The organism is Ramlibacter sp. MAHUQ-53 (assembly GCF_052600055.1).
Window position 1 is genome coordinate 232,122 of the sequence record NZ_JBQWTS010000007.1, and the last position, 18,293, is coordinate 250,414.

Annotated in this window: 14 protein-coding genes; 9 read left to right on the forward strand and 5 right to left on the reverse strand. The window is 71.4% G+C overall.

What is annotated here, in order from left to right:
- The first annotated feature begins 28 nt into the window (after window positions 1-28).
- The 6 genes from pstC to phoR are packed head-to-tail and all read left to right on the forward strand — an operon-like array spanning window position 29 to window position 5,489.
- Complete coding sequence (pstC, locus tag ACT80S_RS12765; protein ID WP_377416298.1) at window positions 29-1,063, forward strand: phosphate ABC transporter permease subunit PstC; 1,035 nt, start codon at window positions 29-31, stop codon at window positions 1,061-1,063.
- Window positions 1,060-1,908 carry a phosphate ABC transporter permease PstA gene (gene pstA, locus ACT80S_RS12770; protein WP_377416300.1) on the forward strand — a complete coding sequence of 283 codons (849 nt, stop codon included), beginning with the start codon at window positions 1,060-1,062 and terminating at the stop codon, window positions 1,906-1,908. The genes pstC and pstA overlap by 4 nt, the downstream gene beginning before the upstream one ends.
- A gap of 13 nt (window positions 1,909-1,921) precedes the next feature.
- Window positions 1,922-2,704, forward strand: a complete 783-nt coding sequence (gene pstB / locus ACT80S_RS12775; protein ID WP_377416302.1) for a phosphate ABC transporter ATP-binding protein PstB — start codon at window positions 1,922-1,924, stop codon at window positions 2,702-2,704.
- Between the two features lie 19 nt (window positions 2,705-2,723).
- Window positions 2,724-3,425, forward strand: a complete 702-nt coding sequence (gene phoU / locus ACT80S_RS12780) for a phosphate signaling complex protein PhoU (protein WP_377416304.1) — start codon at window positions 2,724-2,726, stop codon at window positions 3,423-3,425.
- Window positions 3,422-4,129 (forward strand): phosphate regulon transcriptional regulator PhoB, encoded by a 708-nt coding sequence (phoB, locus tag ACT80S_RS12785; protein WP_377416306.1) that lies wholly within the window; start codon window positions 3,422-3,424, stop codon window positions 4,127-4,129. Before phoU ends, phoB begins: the two co-directional genes overlap by 4 nt.
- Window positions 4,130-4,136: 7 nt before the next feature.
- The gene (gene phoR, locus ACT80S_RS12790) at window positions 4,137-5,489 is read left to right on the forward strand and encodes a phosphate regulon sensor histidine kinase PhoR (RefSeq protein ID WP_377416308.1); all 1,353 of its coding nucleotides are present in this window, start codon (window positions 4,137-4,139) and stop codon (window positions 5,487-5,489) included.
- Here phoR and ACT80S_RS12795 read toward each other — a convergent pair.
- The 5 genes from ACT80S_RS12795 to trxA form a co-directional block, all read right to left on the reverse strand.
- Window positions 5,443-6,792 carry an MATE family efflux transporter gene (locus ACT80S_RS12795; protein WP_377416310.1) on the reverse strand — a complete coding sequence of 450 codons (1,350 nt, stop codon included), beginning with the start codon at window positions 6,790-6,792 and terminating at the stop codon, window positions 5,443-5,445. The genes phoR and ACT80S_RS12795 overlap by 47 nt on opposite strands.
- Before the next feature lie 8 nt (window positions 6,793-6,800).
- Window positions 6,801-8,483 (reverse strand): hypothetical protein, encoded by a 1,683-nt coding sequence (locus tag ACT80S_RS12800; RefSeq protein ID WP_377416312.1) that lies wholly within the window; start codon window positions 8,481-8,483, stop codon window positions 6,801-6,803.
- A 75-nt stretch (window positions 8,484-8,558) separates the two neighbouring features.
- Window positions 8,559-8,816, reverse strand: coding sequence for a type B 50S ribosomal protein L31 (locus ACT80S_RS12805; RefSeq protein ID WP_377416314.1), 258 nt, complete (start codon window positions 8,814-8,816; stop codon window positions 8,559-8,561).
- Window positions 8,817-8,899: 83 nt separating this feature from the next.
- Window positions 8,900-10,165 carry a transcription termination factor Rho gene (gene rho, locus ACT80S_RS12810; RefSeq protein ID WP_377416316.1) on the reverse strand — a complete coding sequence of 422 codons (1,266 nt, stop codon included), beginning with the start codon at window positions 10,163-10,165 and terminating at the stop codon, window positions 8,900-8,902.
- Window positions 10,166-10,384: 219 nt separating this feature from the next.
- Complete coding sequence (gene trxA / locus ACT80S_RS12815) at window positions 10,385-10,717, reverse strand: thioredoxin TrxA (protein WP_377416318.1); 333 nt, start codon at window positions 10,715-10,717, stop codon at window positions 10,385-10,387.
- Between the two features lie 104 nt (window positions 10,718-10,821).
- Here trxA and ACT80S_RS12820 point away from each other — a divergent pair, with 104 nt between their 5' ends.
- From ACT80S_RS12820 to ACT80S_RS12830, 3 genes are read left to right on the forward strand one after another with little or no spacing between them, the layout of a single operon-like run.
- Entirely contained in the window at window positions 10,822-13,365 is a 2,544-nt protein-coding gene (locus tag ACT80S_RS12820; RefSeq protein WP_377416319.1) for a PD-(D/E)XK nuclease family protein, read from the forward strand.
- Window positions 13,362-16,715, forward strand: a complete 3,354-nt coding sequence (locus ACT80S_RS12825; RefSeq protein ID WP_377416321.1) for a UvrD-helicase domain-containing protein — start codon at window positions 13,362-13,364, stop codon at window positions 16,713-16,715. Before ACT80S_RS12820 ends, ACT80S_RS12825 begins: the two co-directional genes overlap by 4 nt.
- Window positions 16,716-16,734: 19 nt before the next feature.
- The gene (locus ACT80S_RS12830) at window positions 16,735-17,985 is read left to right on the forward strand and encodes a TIGR03862 family flavoprotein (protein ID WP_377416323.1); all 1,251 of its coding nucleotides are present in this window, start codon (window positions 16,735-16,737) and stop codon (window positions 17,983-17,985) included.
- The last annotated feature ends 308 nt before the right edge of the window (window positions 17,986-18,293 follow it).

Genomic DNA, 18,293 nt, shown 5'->3' on the forward strand with positions numbered 1-18,293 from the left:
CGCCGCGCATGTTGTCTTGAGGAGCCTCATGTCTTCTACACTGCCAGCCCATGAGGCTACTTTCGACCTGACCGCCGTGAACCAGCCGTCTGACCGCCAGGGCATGTCCCCTTCACCCCGTTCGGCCGGCCACGGCCCGCTCCTGGATCGCCTGTTCGGGTGGGGCGCCAAGGGCGCCGCCCTCCTGACCCTGGGCCTGCTCCTGGCCATCCTCGGATCCCTGGTCGTCGGCGCCTGGCCGGCGATCGACCGTTACGGCCTGGGCTTCCTGGCCAGTTCGACCTGGGACCCGGTGGCCGACCAGTACGGCGGCCTGGTGATGATCTACGGCACCCTGGTCACGTCGGTGATCGCCCTGGTGATCGCCGTGCCGGTCAGCTTCGGCATCGCGCTGTTCCTGACCGAGCTGTCGCCGGCCTGGCTCAAGCGCCCGCTGGGGACCGCCATAGAACTGCTCGCCGCCGTGCCCTCCATCGTGTACGGCATGTGGGGCCTGCTGGTGTTCGGCCCCATCCTGGCCACCTGGGTGCAGCAGCCGCTGCAGAAGGCCCTGGCCGGCGTGCCGGTGCTCGGCGCCCTGGTCTCCGGCCCGCCCGTGGGCATCGGCGTGCTGTCGGCCGGCATCATCCTGGCCATCATGATCATCCCCTTCATCGCCGCGGTCATGCGCGACGTGTTCGAGGTGACGCCGTCGCTCCTGAAGGAGTCGGCCTACGGCCTGGGCTGCACCACCTGGGAGGTGATGTTCAAGGTCGTCCTGCCCTACACCAAGGGCGGCGTCATCGGCGGCATCATGCTCGGCCTGGGACGCGCCCTCGGCGAGACCATGGCCGTCACCTTCGTGATCGGCAACTTCAACCAGCTCGACTCGCTGAGCCTGTTCGCCCCCGCCAACAGCATCACCTCGGCGCTGGCCAACGAATTCGCCGAGGCTTCCTCGGAAATGCACCAGGCTGCCCTGATCTACCTGGGCCTGGTCCTGTTCTTCATCACCCTCGTGGTGCTCGCACTGTCCAAGCTGCTGCTGGCACGACTCAAGAAGAGCGAAGGTCGCAAATCGTGAACGACATCCGCCTGGCCAAGTTCGGCCGCCGCAAGACGGTCAATGCCGTCGCCCTGACCCTGTCCATGGCGGCCATGGCCTTCGGCCTGTTCTGGCTGATCTGGATCCTGATCGAGACCGTGCGCCTGGGCGTCGGCGGCCTGACCCTGGCCACGCTGACCCAGATGACCCCGGCGCCCAACGAGCCCGGCGGCATCGCCAACGCCATCTACGGCTCGCTGCTGATGGTGGTGCTGGCCACCGTGGTGGCCACCCCAGTGGGCATCATGGCCGGCGTCTACCTCGTCGAGTACGACGCCAAGGGCTGGCTCGGCTCGACCACCCGCTTCGTCAACGACATCCTGCTGTCCGCCCCCTCGATCGTGATCGGCCTGTTCGTCTACGCCGTCGTGGTCGCCCGCTTCAAGCAGTTCTCGGGCTATGCCGGCATCTGCGCCCTGGCGCTGATCGTGGTGCCGGTGGTGATCCGCACCACCGAGAACATGCTGACGCTGGTGCCCTCCGGCTTGCGCGAGGCCGCCTACGCCCTGGGCACGCCCAAGTGGAAGGTGATCACCTCCATCACCCTGCGGGCCGCCCGTGCCGGCGTGGTGACCGGCGTGCTGCTGGCCGTGGCCCGCATCTCCGGCGAGACCGCGCCGCTGCTGTTCACCGCCCTGAACAACCAGTTCTGGACGTCCAACCTCTCCGAGCCGATGGCCTCGCTGCCGGTGACCATCTTCAAGTTCGCCATGAGCCCCTACGAGAACTGGCAGCAACTGGCCTGGGCCGGCGTCTTCCTGATCACCATTGCCGTACTGGGCCTGAACATCCTGGCCCGCGTGCTGACCCGCCACAAGAACTGACAAAGGCCGCCTCATGACGACCGCCACCATGACCACCGCCTCGCCCTCGAAGATCTCGGTCCGCAACCTGGACTTCTACTACGGCAACTTCCACGCCCTCAAGGGCATCAACCTGGACATTCCCGAGAAGAAGGTCACCGCCTTCATCGGCCCCTCGGGCTGCGGCAAGTCCACCCTGCTGCGCACGTTCAACCGCATGTACGAGCTGTACCCGGAGCAGCGCGCCAAGGGCGAGATCATCCTGGACGGCGAGAACCTGCTCACCTCCCGGCAGGACGTGGCCCTGATCCGCGCCAAGGTCGGCATGGTGTTCCAGAAGCCCACGCCGTTCCCGATGTCCATCTACGACAACATCGCCTTCGGCGTGCGCCTGTTCGAGAACCTGTCCTCCAGCGACATGGACGACCGCGTCGAGTGGGCCCTGCGCAAGGCCGCTCTGTGGAACGAAGTCAAGGACAAGCTGGACCAGTCCGGTTCCGGCCTGTCCGGCGGCCAGCAGCAGCGCCTGTGCATCGCCCGCGGCATCGCCATCAAGCCCGAGGTGCTGCTGCTCGACGAACCGTGCTCCGCGCTGGACCCGATCTCCACCGCGAAGATCGAGGAGCTGATCGCCGAGCTGAAGGACGACTACACCGTGGTCATCGTGACGCACAACATGCAGCAGGCTGCCCGCTGCAGCGACTACACCGCCTACATGTACCTGGGCGACCTGGTGGAAGTGGGGGAGACCGAGCAGATCTTCTTCAAGCCGCGCCGCAAGGAAACCGAGGACTACATCACCGGCCGCTTCGGCTGATCACAGGAAGGCAAGAGCGATGGCAGACAAGCACATTTCCGCCCAGTTCGACTCCGAGCTCAATAGCGTCTCCTCGCGCGTCCTGGAGCTCGGCGGCCTGGTCGAGTCGCAGATCCACCAGGCCATTTATTCGCTGTCCAATTTCAGCGTGGAGGCCGCCGACCAGGTGCTCGTGATCGAGCAGCGCGTCAACCAGATGGAGGTCGACATCGACCGCGAGCTGGCTTCCATCATCGGCCGGCGCCAGCCCACCGCCCGCGACCTGCGCCTGCTGCTGGCGATTTCCAAGGGTACGGCCAACCTCGAGCGCGCCGGCGACGAGGCGGCCAAGATCGCCCGCATGGTCAAGTCCATCATCGACAGCGGCGCCGCGCGCCAGCTGCCCACCTCGGACCTGCGCGTCGCCGCCGACCTGGCGGCCGGCCTCCTGCGCAAGGCGCTGGATGCCTTCGCCCGCCTTGACACCGCGGCGGCCGTGACCATCCTGAAGGAAGACGACCTGATCGACGCCGAGTTCGACGGCTTCGTGCGCAAGCTGATCACCTACATGATGGAAGACCCCCGCACCATCTCGGCCAGCCTGGACCTGCTGTTCCTGGCCAAGGCGGTGGAGCGCATCGGCGACCACGCCAAGAACGTCGCCGAATTGATCATCTACGTGGTCAAGGGCGCCGATGTCCGCCACAGCTCCATGGAACAGATCGAGTCCGCCCTGCGATGAAGAAGCCCCGTGTCCTGATCGTCGAGGACGAGCCGGCGATCGCCGAGCTCATTGCCGTCAACCTGCGCCACAACGGCTTCGACCCGATCTGGTCGGAGGACGGTACCAGCGCCCAGCGCGAGATCGACGCGGTGCTGCCCGACGCCATCCTGCTCGATTGGATGCTCCCCGGCCAGAGCGGCCTGGCGCTGGCCCGCAAGTGGCGCGCCGACCCGCGCACCAAGGCCATCCCGATGCTGATGCTCACCGCCCGCGGCGACGAGCCGGACAAGGTCGCCGGGCTGGACGCCGGTGCGGACGACTACGTCACCAAGCCCTTTTCCACGCAGGAACTCCTGGCCCGCATCCGCGCCGTGCTGCGCCGCCGCGCGCCGGAGCAGGCCGCCGAGTCCGTCACCATCGGCGCGCTCACGCTGGATGCCGCCACCCACCGCGTGACCTGGCAGGGCCAGCCGCTGAAGCTGGGCCCCACCGAGTTCAAGCTGCTGCACTACCTCATGGCGCACCCCGAGCGCGTACACAGCCGCGCACAACTCCTGGACCGCGTCTGGGGCGACCACGTCTTCATCGAGGAGCGCACGGTCGACGTCCACGTCAAGCGCCTGCGCGAGGCCCTCGGGTCGGCGGGCACGATGGTCGAGACGGTGCGCGGGGCGGGCTACCGCCTTACGGGCCAGCCCGTGGCGCAGGTGCGCGCGGCCTGACGAGCCCATGGCCTTCCGGGTCTTCATCTTCGTCGCCTTCCTGGTCGGCGGCGCCCTGGTCGGCATCGAGCTGGCCCATGCCTGGGGCGCGGCCGCCGCCGTCACCCTGGCGGCCGTGGCCTGGTTCACCCAGGACCTGTGGCGCGGCGCGCGCGTCGTTCGCTGGCTGCGCCGCACCGAGGAACTGGAGCCGCCGCGCATGCGCGGCTTGTGGGGCGAGATCATCGAGCGGGCGCGCCGCGCCCTGCGCGCGCGCGAGCAGGCGACCGCCGATGCGCAGGCCCGCCTGCAGCACTTCCTGGAGGCCATCCAGGCCTCGCCCAACGGCGTGGTGCTGCTGGATGCCGAGGGCCGCATCGAATGGTGCAACCAGACCGCGGCCCTGCACTTCGGCTTCGACGCGCAGCGTGACGTCGCCCAGCTGGTCGGCAACCTGGTGCGCGACCCGGCCTTCACTGCCTACATGGCGGTGGGCGATTTCACGCGCGACGTGGTGATTCCGGGCCGCGACAACACGCCCTCGCGCCCCAGCCGCCTCTCGGTGCGGCTGCACCCCTACGGCGAGGGCCGCAAGCTGCTGCTCTCGCGGGACATCACCGCGCTGGAGCAGGCCGAGACCATGCGGCGCGACTTCGTCGCCAACGTCTCGCACGAGATCCGCACCCCGCTCACGGTCCTGGCCGGCTTCGTCGAGTCGCTGCAGACCCTGCCGCTGGATGACGCCGAGCGGGCGCGCTACCTCGGCCTGATGTCGCAGCAGGCGCACCGCATGCAGGCCCTGGTCAGCGACCTGCTCACGCTGTCGCGGCTGGAGGGCAGCCCGCTGCCCGCCGTGAACGACTGGATCCCGCTGCCGGCGCTGCAGGCCCAGTGCGAGGACGAGGCCCGCGGCCTGGCCGCGGCGCTGGGCAAGGGGCATGCGTTGCGGTTCGCCCCGGCGCCGCCGGTGGAGATCTCGGTGGCCGGCGCCGAGCTGGTGAGCGCCATGTCCAACCTGGTCGGCAACGCGATCCGCTACACCCCGGCGGGTGGCGACATCGACGCGGGCTGGACGCGCCAGCCGGACGGCCGCCTGCTTTTCAGCGTGCGCGACACCGGCGCCGGCATCGCCGCCGAGCACCTGCCGCGCCTGACCGAGCGCTTCTACCGGGTGGACCGAAGCCGCTCCCGCGAGACCGGCGGCACCGGCCTGGGCCTTGCCATCGTCAAGCACGTGGTGCAGCGCCATGGCGGCGAGCTGCGCATCGCCAGCACGGTGGGCGCGGGCTCGACCTTCTCCTTCACGCTGCCGGGCAGCCGGGTCCGCGAGAGCCTCAGCGCGGACGCCGCCGGGCCCGCACCGCGCGCCACAGCAGGGTGAAGAGCGCCGCGCCGGCCAGCGCCAGCGCCAGCGCGCCGGCGCCCCAGAAGGCCCAGGGCGCGCGCACCGGCTCGAGGCCCGGCGCGCCCACGTAGGCCAGCCAATAGCCGCCGCCCAGGCCCACGCCCCACAGCATCAGGCAATACACCACCAGCGAGGCGGTGGCCACGCCGAAGCTGCGCAGCACGAAGACGCACACGGTCTGCGTGGCGTCGAACAGGTGATACACCGCCACCCAGGGCAGCAGCGAGGCGGCCAGCGCCACCACCGGCGCGTTGCCTCCGGCGAACAGGCGGGCCAGCGGCGCATGCAACGCGGCGACTGCCGCGGCGCTGAACGCTGCCAGGCCCAGCGCCAGCTTGAAGCCCACGCGCAGCGCCAGGCGCGCCCGCGCCTCGTCCTGCGCGCCGAGCCAGTAGCTCACCTGGGCGCTGGTCGCGATGCCCAGCGCCAGCGGCATCATGTACAGCAGCCCCGTCATGCTGGCGGCCACCTGGTGGCTGGCGGCGGCCACGGTCCCCAGGCGCGCGATGAACAGCGCCATCAGGGTGAACGAGGTGACTTCCACCGCGATCGACAGCCCGGTGGGAATGCCCAGGCGGGCGAAGCTGCGCAGGGTGGGGCCGTGCGGGCGCTCCATCGGCGCCCAGATGCGATAGGGGCGGTAGATGTCCTGCGTGCGCAGCATCCAGGCCGCGATGACCACCATCGCCAGGTTGACCACCAGCGTGGCCCAGGCGCAGCCGGCCAGGCCCAGCGCCGGCAGGCCCGCGCCGCCGAACACCAGCCACACCGACAGCGGCACCTTCACCGCCAGCGCGGCGATCTGGATCAGCGTCACCAGCCGGGGCAGGCCCAGGCTCTGGTTGAGGGTGCTGTAGAGGCGGAACAGCAGCGCCGGGGGCAGGGCGAAGGCGAGGATGGCGAGGTAGTGCGAGACCTCGTCCTGCAGTGCCGGCGGCACCTCGGTGGCGCGCAGCAGCGGGCCGGGCAGGAGCAGGGCGGCCATGCCCGCCACCATCGCCAGGCCGGCGAGGTACAGCGCCTGGCGCACCGAACGCCCCAGCGCCTCGTCCTCGCCTGCGCCGCGCAGCTGCGACCAGATCGGCAGCTGCGCCTGCAGCACCCCGAGCAGGGCCACGAAGATGCTGATGTAGACGGCCGACCCCACCGACAGCGCCGCCAGCGCCTCGGCGGAGAAGCGCCCGGCCACCAGCGTGTCGGTCAGGCCGAAGGCCATCACCGCCACCTGCCCGACGAAGACCGTGCCCGCGTGGCGGGCGATGGTGCGAAGCTCCTGCACCGGGGGCCTCAGGGGCGCTTGCGCCAGACCCGCAGGTTCTCGCGCGGGTCCGAGGGTCGGCGGATGGTGGACACCAGCTCCCAGCGGTCCATGCGCAGCTCGCTGGCGGTGGACGAGGCCAGCTGCGCGGCGGTCACCCGCCAGGCGCACACCGGCTGCGGGCCGGCGGGCCGCAGCGCCAGGTTGCCGTGGTAGGCCAGGGCGGTCATCTGGCCGCGGGTCAGGGCGCCCACTTCCACGCAGCCCGGCTCAGGGCCGGTGGCGCGCAGCACGGCGCGCACGCCGGGCACGTAGCTGCGTGCGTAGTCCAGCACCGGCAGCCACAGGGTCATGAGCAGCAGCCAGCACAGGGCGGCGCCGGCGGCGGGCAGCACCAGGCTTTTCCAGAGCGCGGCGCGGTGGCGGCCGGCGCGCCAGCGCACCAGGGCCGCCCAGGCCAGGGTGCCGGCCAGCGCGGCGAGGAAGGCCGGCAGCGAGAAGCTCGGCTCGAAGCCCACCGCCAGGCGCGCCACGTTGGCCGCGGGCTTGGCCGGCACGCCGGTCTGCAGGGAGATCCACACCACCCAGATCACCAGGGCGATGCCGCTGAAAAACAGCAGGGTGAACCAGTCGATCAGGGCCGAGACCGAGCGACGCAGCGTGGGCAGGGCGAAGGCCGCCAGCGCCGCGAGCGCGGGCAGGGCCAGCAGCAGGGAGCGGTCGGCATTGGGCGTGGTCAGGGCGGAGGCGAGGCTCAGGCCCGCCAGGGCCAGCGGCAGGGCCACATGCGGGCTGGCCAGCTGCCGGCGCCAGCGCCAGGTGGTCCACAGCGCCAGCGGCCACACCGGCCAAGTGAACCAGGCCACCAGGCGGACCAGGCCGCGCCAGCCGGCGGCGCTGTCGGCCAGGTCCAGGCGCAGGCGCCACAGGTCGAGGGCCGAGGCCAGCACGGCGACGCCCACGGTGATCGCGGCGGCCACGAGCGAGGCGCGCGCCGCCGGCGTGGCCTCGCCGCCCTCGCGGGCCTGCAGCGCGAGCACCGCCGCGCCGGTGGCGCCGAACAGCACGGCCAGCGTGGGACCGCCGCTGAGGGCCAGGCCGGCCAGGCCCAGGGCGAGGGCCAGCGGCGGCCAGGCGCGGGGCCGGCCCAGGGCCGCGAGGCCGTAGAAGGCCAGCGCCGCCAGCCCCAGCTGCGCACCGGAGGGCGTGGTCTCGTGGGAGAACTGGGCCAGGCCCAGGCAGGCCACCAGGGCCAGCAGGCCGGCATCGGCCAGGGCGCGGGCGTAGTCGGTGGGGTCGGCCTCGCCGCCGAAGGCGAAGGGCACGGGTTGCGCGCGCGGCGTGCGCGCGAGGTGGTAGGTGGCGTACCAGGTGGCGGCCAGCGTCAGCGCCAGCCAGCCGATGGCGGGCAGCCGCACCGCCACGTCGGGTGCCAGCCAGCCCGCGGTGGCCTGGATCGCCCAGGCGCCGAGCCAGTACGGCAGCAGCGCGTCGAACTCGGGGGCGAAGCCCAGGATCTCGGGGCGGAACCAGTCGGTGGCCCCGCGCGCCAGCTCGTACATGTAGCCGAAGCCCTGCATGTCGGCATTGCGCCAGGGGTCACGGCCGATGAATCCGGGCAGCACGTAGGCCAGGCAGAACAGCAGCAGGGCCAGGCGCGGCAGGCGGCGCACGGCGGCCTGGGCGACGATCGCGGGGGTGGGCGAATTCACGCGGGGGATTATGTGCGGGGAAAGAAAAAGGGCAGCGCGGTTGCCCGGGCTGCCCTCGTTGGCGGGAACGCTCGCTTACTTGGCGAAGGCGGTCTTGCCGAACTTGTTGCGGAACTTCTCGACGCGGCCGCCCATGTTGTCCACGGACTTCTGGGTGCCGGTGTAGTAGGGGTGCGACTCGCTGGAGGTATCCAGCTTGAACAGGGGGTAGCTCTTGCCCTCGTGTTCGGCGGTTTCCTTGGTCGGAGCGCACGAGCGGGTCACGAACTTGAAACCGTTGGACAGGTCCACGAACAGAACGTCGCGGTAGTCGGGGTGGATGCCTTCTTTCATGATCTTCCTTGGGCTGGTGCGGCAGCCGGCTCAGACCATCCGAGCTACTTTCCGCAAGAAACCGCGCATTATAACCAGGTCGGTCAGCCGCCCCGACGCATCATGTCGAAGAACTCGACGTTGGTCTTGGTGGCCTTCATCGACTTGAGCACCATCTCCATCGCCTCGATCTCGTCCATGTTGTACATGAACTGGCGCAGGATGCGGGTCTTCTGCAGGATCTCGGGGGCCAGCAGCAGCTCCTCGCGGCGGGTGCCGGAGCGATTGAGCTGGATCGAGGGGAACACGCGCTTCTCGTAGAGGCGGCGGTCCAGGTGGATTTCGCAGTTGCCCGTGCCCTTGAATTCCTCAAAGATCACTTCGTCCATGCGCGAGCCGGTGTCGATCAGCGCGGTGGCGATGATGGTCAGCGAGCCGCCTTCCTCGACATTCCGGGCGGCGCCCAGGAAGCGCTTGGGACGCTGCAGGGCGTTGGCGTCCACGCCGCCGGTCAGCACCTTGCCGGAGGAGGGCACGACGTTGTTGTAGGCGCGGGCCAGGCGGGTGATGGAGTCCAGCAGGATCACCACGTCCTTCTTCAGTTCGACCAGGCGCTTGGCGCGCTCGATCACCATCTCGGCCACGTGCACGTGGCGGGCGGCCGGCTCGTCGAAGGTGGAGGCGATGACCTCGGCCTTCACCGAGCGCTGCATGTCGGTCACTTCCTCGGGGCGCTCGTCGACCAGCAGCACCATCATGTGGCTGTCGGGGTAGTTGGCCGAGATCGCGTGGGCGATGCTTTGCATCATCACGGTCTTGCCGGACTTGGGCGGGGCGACGATCAGGGCGCGCTGGCCCTTGCCGATGGGGGCGATGATGTCGATCACGCGGCCGGTGATGTTCTCCTCGCCCTTGAGGTTCTCACGCTCCAGGCGCATCTGCTCCTTGGGGAACAGCGGCGTGAGGTTCTCGAACATCACCTTGTGCTTGTTCTGCTCGGGCGGGCCGCCGTTGACCTTGTCCAGCTTGGTCAGCGCGAAGTAGCGCTCGCCGTCCTTGGGGATGCGCACCTCGCCCTCGATCATGTCGCCGGTGTGCAGGTTGAAGCGGCGCACCTGGCTGGGGGAGATGTAGATGTCGTCGGTGCTGGCGGTGAAGCTGGTGTCCGGGCTGCGCAGGAAGCCGAAGCCGTCGGGCAGGATCTCGAGCACGCCGTCCGCGAACACCTGCTCGCCGGCCTTCGCGCGCTTCTTGATGATCGCGAACATCAGCTCCTGCTTGCGCATCCGGCCGGTGTTCTCGATCTCGAGTTCCTCGGCTTGCTTGAGGACTTCGGAAACGTGCAGTGCCTTGAGTTCGTTCAGGTGCATGGCGGTATGCCTCGCGTTGTGCCCCGTGCGGGGGTCTGGTGGGTATCTGGGGGAGGTCCGAGGCGAGGCGAGAAGGGCCTCACGAACCGGGGACTCGGCGGGCCCGCCAACCAGGGGCGGGCATTGAGTGCCGGTGATTATATGTACGAAAAAGGGGCCCCTGGGGCCCCTGTCGCGGGTGGTGTTGCGCGTTCGCGCCAGCGCCCCGCGGGCACCGGATCAGGCCAGCTGCTGGTCGATGAAGGCGGTGAGCTGCGCCTTGCTCATGGCGCCCACCTTGGTGGCGGCGAGCTGGCCGCCCTTGAACAGCATCAGGGTGGGGATGCCGCGGATGCCGAACTTGGCGGGGATGTCGCGGTTCTCGTCGACGTTCATCTTCGCGATGACCAGCTTGTCCTGGTAGGCGGCGGAGACCTCGTCGAGGATCGGGGCGATCATCTTGCACGGGCCGCACCACTCGGCCCAGTAGTCCACCAGCACCGGCTTGGCCGACTGCAGGACGTCGGCTTCGAAGGAGGCGTCGGAGATGTGCTTGATCAGGTCGCTGGCCATGATGGTTCCTTGGGGTCTGGGTCGGTGCCCTTGTGCGTTTACAGTGGCGGGATTGTGACAGAAACCAAGCCCATCGACCGGACGTGCCGGGCTGCTCGAATGCTATGGCAACGATAGCGCCCGCCCATGATGGCGAGGGCGTCCTGGCGGGCCTGGTAGGCCGGCTGGCCGGTGAGATGGCGCGCCGCGGCGCCCACGCGGCGCGCACCGTGGTGCTCGTGCCCTACGCCCAGCTGATGCCCCTGGCCCGTCGCCTGTGGGCCCGCCACGCGCCCGACGGCTTCGCGCCGCGCTTCGAGACCACCATGAACTGGGCTTCGCGCGGCACCTTCGCGCCCGGCCCCACGGACCTGAGCTTCGACCGCGGCCTGGACCTGCTCACGGCCCGCGCCTGGCTGGACCGCGCCGGCCTGGGCCGCCAGGCCGGCGTGCTCGCGCCGCGCCTGGTCGAGGCGGCCTGGCAGCTGGCCACGCCCGCTGCCGCGGTGCTGCCCGCCGAGCGGCCTGAGTGGGCGGCCCGAGCGCGGGGTGTCGCCGGCCTGGGCCTGGAGCATGCCGCCATGGCCTTCGAGGCGGCGATCGCCCGCATCGCCATCGAATGGGCCGCCGCCTCGTCGTACGCGACGGACGAACTGCTGTCCGAGCGCACTGCCGCCTCCCTCGACCTGCTGGTGGTCCTGCAGGGCCTGCAGCCCGAGCCGGTCACCGAGGCCATTGCCCGACGCCTCGGCGAGCGCGCCGTGTGCTGGCCGCTGGACGAGTCCGCGCCCGCGGGCCGGCTGGCCCTGCATGCCGCCCCCGATCCCTCCCACGAGGCCGAGATGGCCGCCGCCTGCGTCATCCGGCACCTCGAGCAGGGCCGCGCGCCGGTGGCCCTGGCCGCGGTGGACCGGGTCCTCACGCGCCGCATCCGCGCCATGCTGGCCGCGCGCCGCGTGGCCATCGCCGACGAGACCGGCTGGAAGCTCTCGACCACCCGGGCCGCGGCGCAGGTCATGGCGCTGCTGGCCGCCTGCGCCTGGGACGCCAGCAGCGACGAGGTGATCGACTGGCTGAAGAACACCCCCGCCGCTGCGCCTCGTACCGTGCTCTCGCTGGAGCGGCGGGTGCGCCGCGCCGGCCTGCGGCAGTGGTCCGCGGTGACCGCGCCGCGCCTGGCGCGCGAGGGCGAGGCGGCTGGCGCGGGCTGGTCCGACCTGCTCGAACAAGCCAACGCCTGGCGCGAGCGGCTGCGCGCCGGGCGGCCGCTGCCCCAGTGGCAGCAGGCGCTGCGCGAGCTGCTGCAGGCCGTGCGCGCCTGGTCCGCGCTGGAGGCCGACCCGGCCGGCGCGCAGGCGATCGCCGCGCTCGGCCTCGACGAGGCGGCTGGCCACCTGTGGGCGCAGCTGCCGCAGGCCGAGCGCCGGCTCTCGCTGGCCGAATTCACTGCCTGGGCCGGCGAGGCCCTGGAGGCTGCGAGCTTCGTGCCTGACGCGCCGGAACTGGCGCAGGTGGTGATCCTGCCGTTCAACCAGCTGCTGGGACGCCGTTTCCCGGCGCTGGTGGTGCCGGGCTGCGACGAGGTCCGCCTCGCGCCATCGCCAGAGCCGCCGGGGCCGTGGACCGCGGCGCAGCGCGAGGTGCTGGGCCTGCCGCCGCGATCGCAGCTCGAGGCCACGCTGCGCGAGGGCTGGCGGCATGCCATGCAGGTGCCGCGGGTGGACGTGCTGTGGCGAGCCACCGACGACAGCGGTGAGCCGGTGCTGCCCAGTGCCCTGGTGCAGCTGCTGCGGCTGGAGGGCCTGGGCGGCGCGGCTGCCGACCCGCGCGAGCGCCGCGAGCTGCCCGTGCGCCCCGTGGCACGGCCCCAGCCGCAGGCGCCGCAACTCGGCGTGGCCCGGCTCTCCGCCAGTGCCTACGAGGACCTGCGCCGCTGTCCGTACCGCTTCCTCTCGCTGCGCCAGATGGGGCTGCAGGAGACCGAGGAGATCGATACCGACCTGGACAAGCGCGACTTCGGCACCTGGCTGCACGAAGTGCTGCGGCGCTTCCACGAGGCCCTGCACGCCGACTGGCGCGACGCGCACGCGGCCCGCGCTGCGCTGCTCGACGAGGTGGCGCTGGCTGCCACCCGGGACCTGAAGATGCCGCCCGGCGAGTTCCTGCCCTTCGAGGCTGCCTGGCCGCAGGTGCGCGAGGGCTACCTGCAGGCCCTCGCGAAGTTCGAGGCGGACCACGGCGCGCGCTTCGCCAGCGCCGAGACCCAGCACGACATGCCGCTGGGCCCGGTGACGCTGACTGGCCGCATCGACCGCATCGACCGCCTGCCCGATGGCCGCCGGCTCGTCATGGACTACAAGACCGAGGATGCCGGCCGTACGCGCGAGCGCATCGCCGCGCCCTTCGAGGACACCCAGCTGGCCTTCTACGCCGCCCTGCTGGACGACGACAGCCTGCGCGCCGCCTACGTCAACGTGGGCGAGCGCGGCGAGACCCGGTTCATGTTCCAGGAGGCGGTGCAGGAGGCGCGCGAGGCGCTGGTGCACGGCATCCTGGACGACCTGCGCCGCATCGGCGATGGCGCCACGCTGCCCCCGCTGGGCGAGGGACAGGTCTGCGAGCACTGCGCGGCCCGCGGCCTGTGCCGCAAGGACTACTGGCAGACATGATGTCCCCCCGTTCGCCCACTTCGTCCGGCTCCCCGCCCCCCGAGGGGACGCCCGCGCCTCGGGGCGGCCCGGCGGCGCCCGGCGCGCCCTCCGGTTCCTTCGCCTACGAGGTCAACGGCCACCGCGTGCCGCGCGAGGCCTTCTATGCCATCGCGTGCGACCCGCGCCGCAGCGTCGCGGTGGAAGCCTGCGCCGGCGCCGGCAAGACCTGGATGCTGGTCTCGCGCATCCTGCGCGCGCTGCTGGCCGGCACGCCGCCGCACGAGATCCTGGCCATCACCTTCACCAAGAAGGCCGCCGGCGAGATGCGCGAGCGCCTGCACGAGTGGCTGGAGGAATTCGCCCACGCCGACGATGCGAAGCTCCTCGGCGAGCTGGCCGCACGGGGCGTGCCTCCCGGCGAGGCCCCGGCCCTGGTGGCGCCGCTGCGCGGGCTGTACGCGCAGCTGCTCGCCGCCGGCCGGCCGGTGCAGGTGCGCACCTTCCACAGCTGGTTCGCCGCGCTGCTTCGCACCGCCCCCCTGGCCACCCTGGAGCACCTCGGGCTGCCCGCCCGCCACGACCTGCTGGAGGATGACGCGCAGGCCGTCGCCAAGGTCTGGCGCCGCTTCCACGATCGAGTCGCCGGCGATGCCGATGCGCGGCGCGACTATGAATCGAGCGTCGCCGCCCATGGCCGCAGCCAGACGCTCAAGGCGCTGCTGGGCGCCCTGTCCAAGCGTACCGAGTTCGGCCTGGCGGATGCCGAGGGCGTGGTCGAGGCCTCGGTGAAGCCATGGGACGAGGTCTTTCCCGACCTCCCGGGCGCCCCCACGCCCGCCGGGCTGCTGGCCGCCGAGGGGCCGGTGCGCGCGCAACTTCTCGCTGCGGCCCGGGCCCTGGGTCAGGCCACCCAGGCCACCTTCTCGGCCGCCGGTTCGCAACTGGAGCAGGGCGTGTCCGCCGGTGATCTCGCTCAGGCCCTCGGCGGCCTGCTCACGCAGAAGAACGAGCCGCGCAAGTTCAATGACAAGCTCGCCGGCATCGGCGACATCCGCGCTGCGCAGTACCTGGCGCTGCGCCTGCTGGCGGCCCAGGGCCAGCACGAGGCCTGGCTGCACCACCTGCGCATGGCGCGGCTGGCGCGCATCCTGATCGAGGAGTACGCCCAGCTCAAACGCGACGAGGGCTGGGTGGACATGAACGACGTCGAGCGCGCCGCACTGGTGATGCTGTCCGACCCGGTCCTTTCGGGCTGGGTGCAGGAGCGGCTGGACGCGCGCATCGCCCACCTGCTGGTCGACGAGTTCCAGGACACCAACCCGTTGCAGTGGCAGGCCCTGCACGCGTGGCTCTCGGGCTATGCCGGCGCGGGCGGCGGCGACGCGCCGGGCGTGTTCATCGTGGGTGACCCCAAGCAGAGCATCTACCGTTTCCGCCGCGCAGAGCCCCAGGTGTTCCGGGCGGCGCAGCGCTTCGTGGTCGACGGCCTCGGGGGCGACCTGCTCGGATGCGACCACACCCGCCGCAACGCGCCCTCGGTGCTGGGCGCGATGAACCAGGTGATGGAGGCCGCCCAGGCCGCCGGCCAGTACGAGGGCTTCCGCGCCCACACCACCGAGTCCGCCGCGCCCGGGCGGGTGCTGCACCTGCCGGCCATTGCGCGTGAGCCTTCCGCGGCGCCGGCCGCCGGCGAGGCGCCGGCGCCCGCCGAGGGCTGGCGCGACAGCCTGACGACGCCCCGCGAGCTGCCCGAGGAGCGCCTGCTGGTGCAGGAGTGCCGCCAGGCCGCGCGGTGGCTGGCGCGCCGCATCGCCGGCGGCCTCGCGCCGCAGGACATCATGGTGCTGGCGCGCCGTCGCGACCGCCTGGTGGCGATGCAGGATGAATTGCGTGACCTCGGCATCCCCTCGCAGCAGCCCGAGAAGGCCGACCTGGGCGAGGCCCCCGAGGTCCAGGACCTCGTCGCGCTGGTGGACGTGCTGGTCACGCCCACGCACGACCTGTCCATGGCCCGGGTCCTCAAGTCCCCGGTGTTTTCAGTGCCCGATGCGGCCCTGGTCGAACTCGCGCTGCGCGCGCGCGCCGTTGCCGCCGAGGGCCACCCGCGCCCGTGGCTCGACCTCCTGCAGGACGACGCGTGGACGCCTCCCGCGCCGCTGGCCGGCGTGGGCGAGGTGCTGGCGAAGTGGAAGCGGTGGATTGACCGCCTGCCGCCCCACGACGCGCTCGACGCAATCGTCCATGACGGCGACGTCCTCGCCCGCTACGCGCAGGCCGCGCCGCCCGCGCTGCGCGAGTCGGTGCTGGCCAACCTGCGCGCGCTGCTCGGCGCCGCCCTGGAGGTCTCGGGCGGCCGCTATGCCACGCCGTACGCCTTCGTGCGCGCGCTGCGCGCGGGTGGCCTGCGCGCGCCGGCGGTGGCCCAGGCCGGCGCGGTGCGCCTGCTCACGGTGCATGGCGCCAAGGGCCTGGAGGCGCCCCTGGTGCTGCTGCTGGACACCGACGCGCCGGCGCCGCGCGCCGAGACCATGGGCGTGCTGGTCGACTGGCCCGGCGAGGCTGCCGCGCCACGGCGCTTCGCCTTCCTTGCCAGCGAGAGCAAGCCGCCAGCCTGCTGCGTCGCGGCGCTCGAGGCCGAAAAGCAGGCGCGCCAGCGCGAGGAGCTCAACGCCCTCTATGTCGCCATGACCCGAGCCCGTGGCGAGCTGGCGGCCTCCAGCGTCGAGCCGCGCACGCCGGCGGAGGGCAGCTGGTGGCGGCGCGTGCAGCCGCTGTGCGAGCCGGTCGCCGAGGCCGATGTCGCGCCGGTGTCCGCGGCGCATGCCGACGCGGGTGCCCCGTGCGGCCTTCCCGTAGTGCCCGCGCCCAGCACGCCGTTGGCCCGACCGGTGAAGGACGACGAGGCCCTGGTGCCGGCCGACGGCCTCTCGCGGTTCGGCCAGGCCCTGCACCGCCTGCTCGAATGCTGGCCGGACCAGGCGCCCGCGTGCCCGCCGCCGTTGCTGCAACGGGTGGCGCGGGAGTTCGGCCTGTCCGCCACGGTGCTGCAGGATGCCCAGGCCATGGCCGCCCGCATCCGCCGCGGTGAGGGCGCCTGGGCCTGGGACCCGCAGGCGGTGGACTGGGCGGGCAACGAAGTCGAGATACACCACGAGGGCGAGCTGCTGCGGCTGGACCGCCTCGTACGCCGCCGCCAGGGCGGCGACTGGTGGGTGCTCGATTACAAGTCCGCGGCGCGCCCCGAGCAGGACGACGACCTGCTCGAGCAGCTGCGGCGCTATCGCCGCGCGGTGGCCGCGGCGCATCCCGGTGAGGCCGTGCGCGCGGCCTTCCTCACCGGGCTGGGCCGGCTCGTGCCGGTCGAATGAACGAAGAACGGGATTCCTGATGAATGTGATCGTGGTGGGCGCCGGGCCTGCCGGCCTCATGGCCGCCGAGGTGCTGTCGCAGCAGGGGCTGCGGGTGGACGTGTACGACGCCATGCCCTCGGCCGGCCGCAAGTTCCTGCTGGCGGGACGCGGGGGCATGAACCTCACGCACTCCGAGGCCCTCGAGGCCTTCCTGGGCCGCTACCGGCCGCAGGCGCCGATGCTGCGCGCCATGGTCGAGGCCTTTGGGCCCGAGGCGCTGCGCGAGTGGGCGCGCGGCCTCGGCGTGCAGACGTTCGTCGGCACCTCGGGGCGCGTCTTCCCGGTGGACATGAAGGCGGCGCCGCTGCTGCGCGCCTGGCTCCATCGCCTGCGCGAGGCGGGGGTGGTCTTCCATATGCGGCATCGCTGGCTGGGATGGGAAGGCGAGGGCGCGCTGCGCTTCGCCTCGCCGCAGGGCGAAGTGGGCGCGCGGGCCGATGCCGTGGTGCTCGCCCTGGGCGGCGCGAGTTGGGCACGCCTCGGGTCTGATGGCGCCTGGCAGCCGTTGCTGCGAGAGCGCGGCGTGGCGGTGGCGCCGCTGGTGCCGTCGAACTGCGGCTTCGACGTCGCCGGTGGCTGGAGCGGGCTTTTCTCCTCGCGCTTCGCGGGGCAGCCGTTCAAGTCGGTCGCCATCGCCTTCGAGGGCGAGCGGCGCAAGGGCGAATTCGTCGCCACCGCCTCGGGCGTGGAGGGCAGCCTGGTCTATGCGTTCTCCGCGCGCCTGCGCGATACCATCGCCCGTACCGGCGAGGCCACCTTCGCCCTGGACCTGTTGCCGGATCGCAGCCCCGAGCAGGTGCTGCGCGAGGTGTCGCACCCGCGCGGCTCGCGCTCCCTGTCCAGCCACCTCAAGGGCCGGCTGCACCTGGAGGGCATCAAGCTGGGGCTGCTGCACGAGGTCCTGACGAAGGAGCAGATGCACGACCCGGCGCTTCTCGCGGCGAACATCAAGGCATTGCCCGTTCGCCTGTCCGCGCCGCGACCGGTGGACGAGGCGATCAGCAGCGCCGGCGGCGTGGCCTGGGAGGCGCTCGACGACGGTGCGATGCTGCGCGCCATTCCAGGCACCTTCTGTGCCGGCGAGATGCTCGACTGGGAAGCTCCCACCGGCGGCTACCTGCTCACTGCGTGCTTCGCCAGCGGCCGCTGGGCGGCGGCCGGCGTGCTGCAACGGGCCGGCATGAAGAATTTTTCGCCCGGCTTGTCGGGCGCGAAAAAAACGGTATAGAATCGCAGGCTTCGCTGATCACGGCGCTGAGTTGGAAACGACGAGGCGAACGAGGTTGGCGAGTAGCGAGTCTGGTCGGTAGCGACGAGGCAGGCGACAAAAAAAGTTTGCCGGTTCTTAAAAAATCGTGCTAGAATTCAAGGCTTCGCTGATCGCAGCGAAGGCGGCAAGAAAGAAGCGGGTTGCTTTGATTTTGCGAAGTGTTCGTTAACAACACACAGCCGATAAGCGTGGGCGTTTGAGTGGCAAGACGATTGCCAAGTTCTTCGGAACTATCAAACGCTCATAAGAAAAGAAGTGAAGTTCAC

What these genes read in the sequence shown, in the direction of transcription:
- pstB (WP_377416302.1), top strand. Translation starts at nt 1,922, where the DNA reads ATGACGACCGCCACCATGACCACCGCCTCGCCCTCGAAGATCTCGGTC.
- phoB (WP_377416306.1), top strand. Translation starts at nt 3,422, where the DNA reads ATGAAGAAGCCCCGTGTCCTGATCGTCGAGGACGAGCCGGCGATCGCC.
- phoU (WP_377416304.1), top strand. Translation starts at nt 2,724, where the DNA reads ATGGCAGACAAGCACATTTCCGCCCAGTTCGACTCCGAGCTCAATAGC.
- ACT80S_RS12830 (WP_377416323.1), top strand. Translation starts at nt 16,735, where the DNA reads ATGAATGTGATCGTGGTGGGCGCCGGGCCTGCCGGCCTCATGGCCGCC.
- ACT80S_RS12805 (WP_377416314.1), bottom strand. Translation starts at nt 8,816, where the DNA reads ATGAAAGAAGGCATCCACCCCGACTACCGCGACGTTCTGTTCGTGGAC.
- pstC (WP_377416298.1), top strand. Translation starts at nt 29, where the DNA reads ATGTCTTCTACACTGCCAGCCCATGAGGCTACTTTCGACCTGACCGCC.
- rho (WP_377416316.1), bottom strand. Translation starts at nt 10,165, where the DNA reads ATGCACCTGAACGAACTCAAGGCACTGCACGTTTCCGAAGTCCTCAAG.
- ACT80S_RS12825 (WP_377416321.1), top strand. Translation starts at nt 13,362, where the DNA reads ATGATGTCCCCCCGTTCGCCCACTTCGTCCGGCTCCCCGCCCCCCGAG.
- trxA (WP_377416318.1), bottom strand. Translation starts at nt 10,717, where the DNA reads ATGGCCAGCGACCTGATCAAGCACATCTCCGACGCCTCCTTCGAAGCC.
- ACT80S_RS12820 (WP_377416319.1), top strand. Translation starts at nt 10,822, where the DNA reads ATGGCAACGATAGCGCCCGCCCATGATGGCGAGGGCGTCCTGGCGGGC.
- phoR (WP_377416308.1), top strand. Translation starts at nt 4,137, where the DNA reads ATGGCCTTCCGGGTCTTCATCTTCGTCGCCTTCCTGGTCGGCGGCGCC.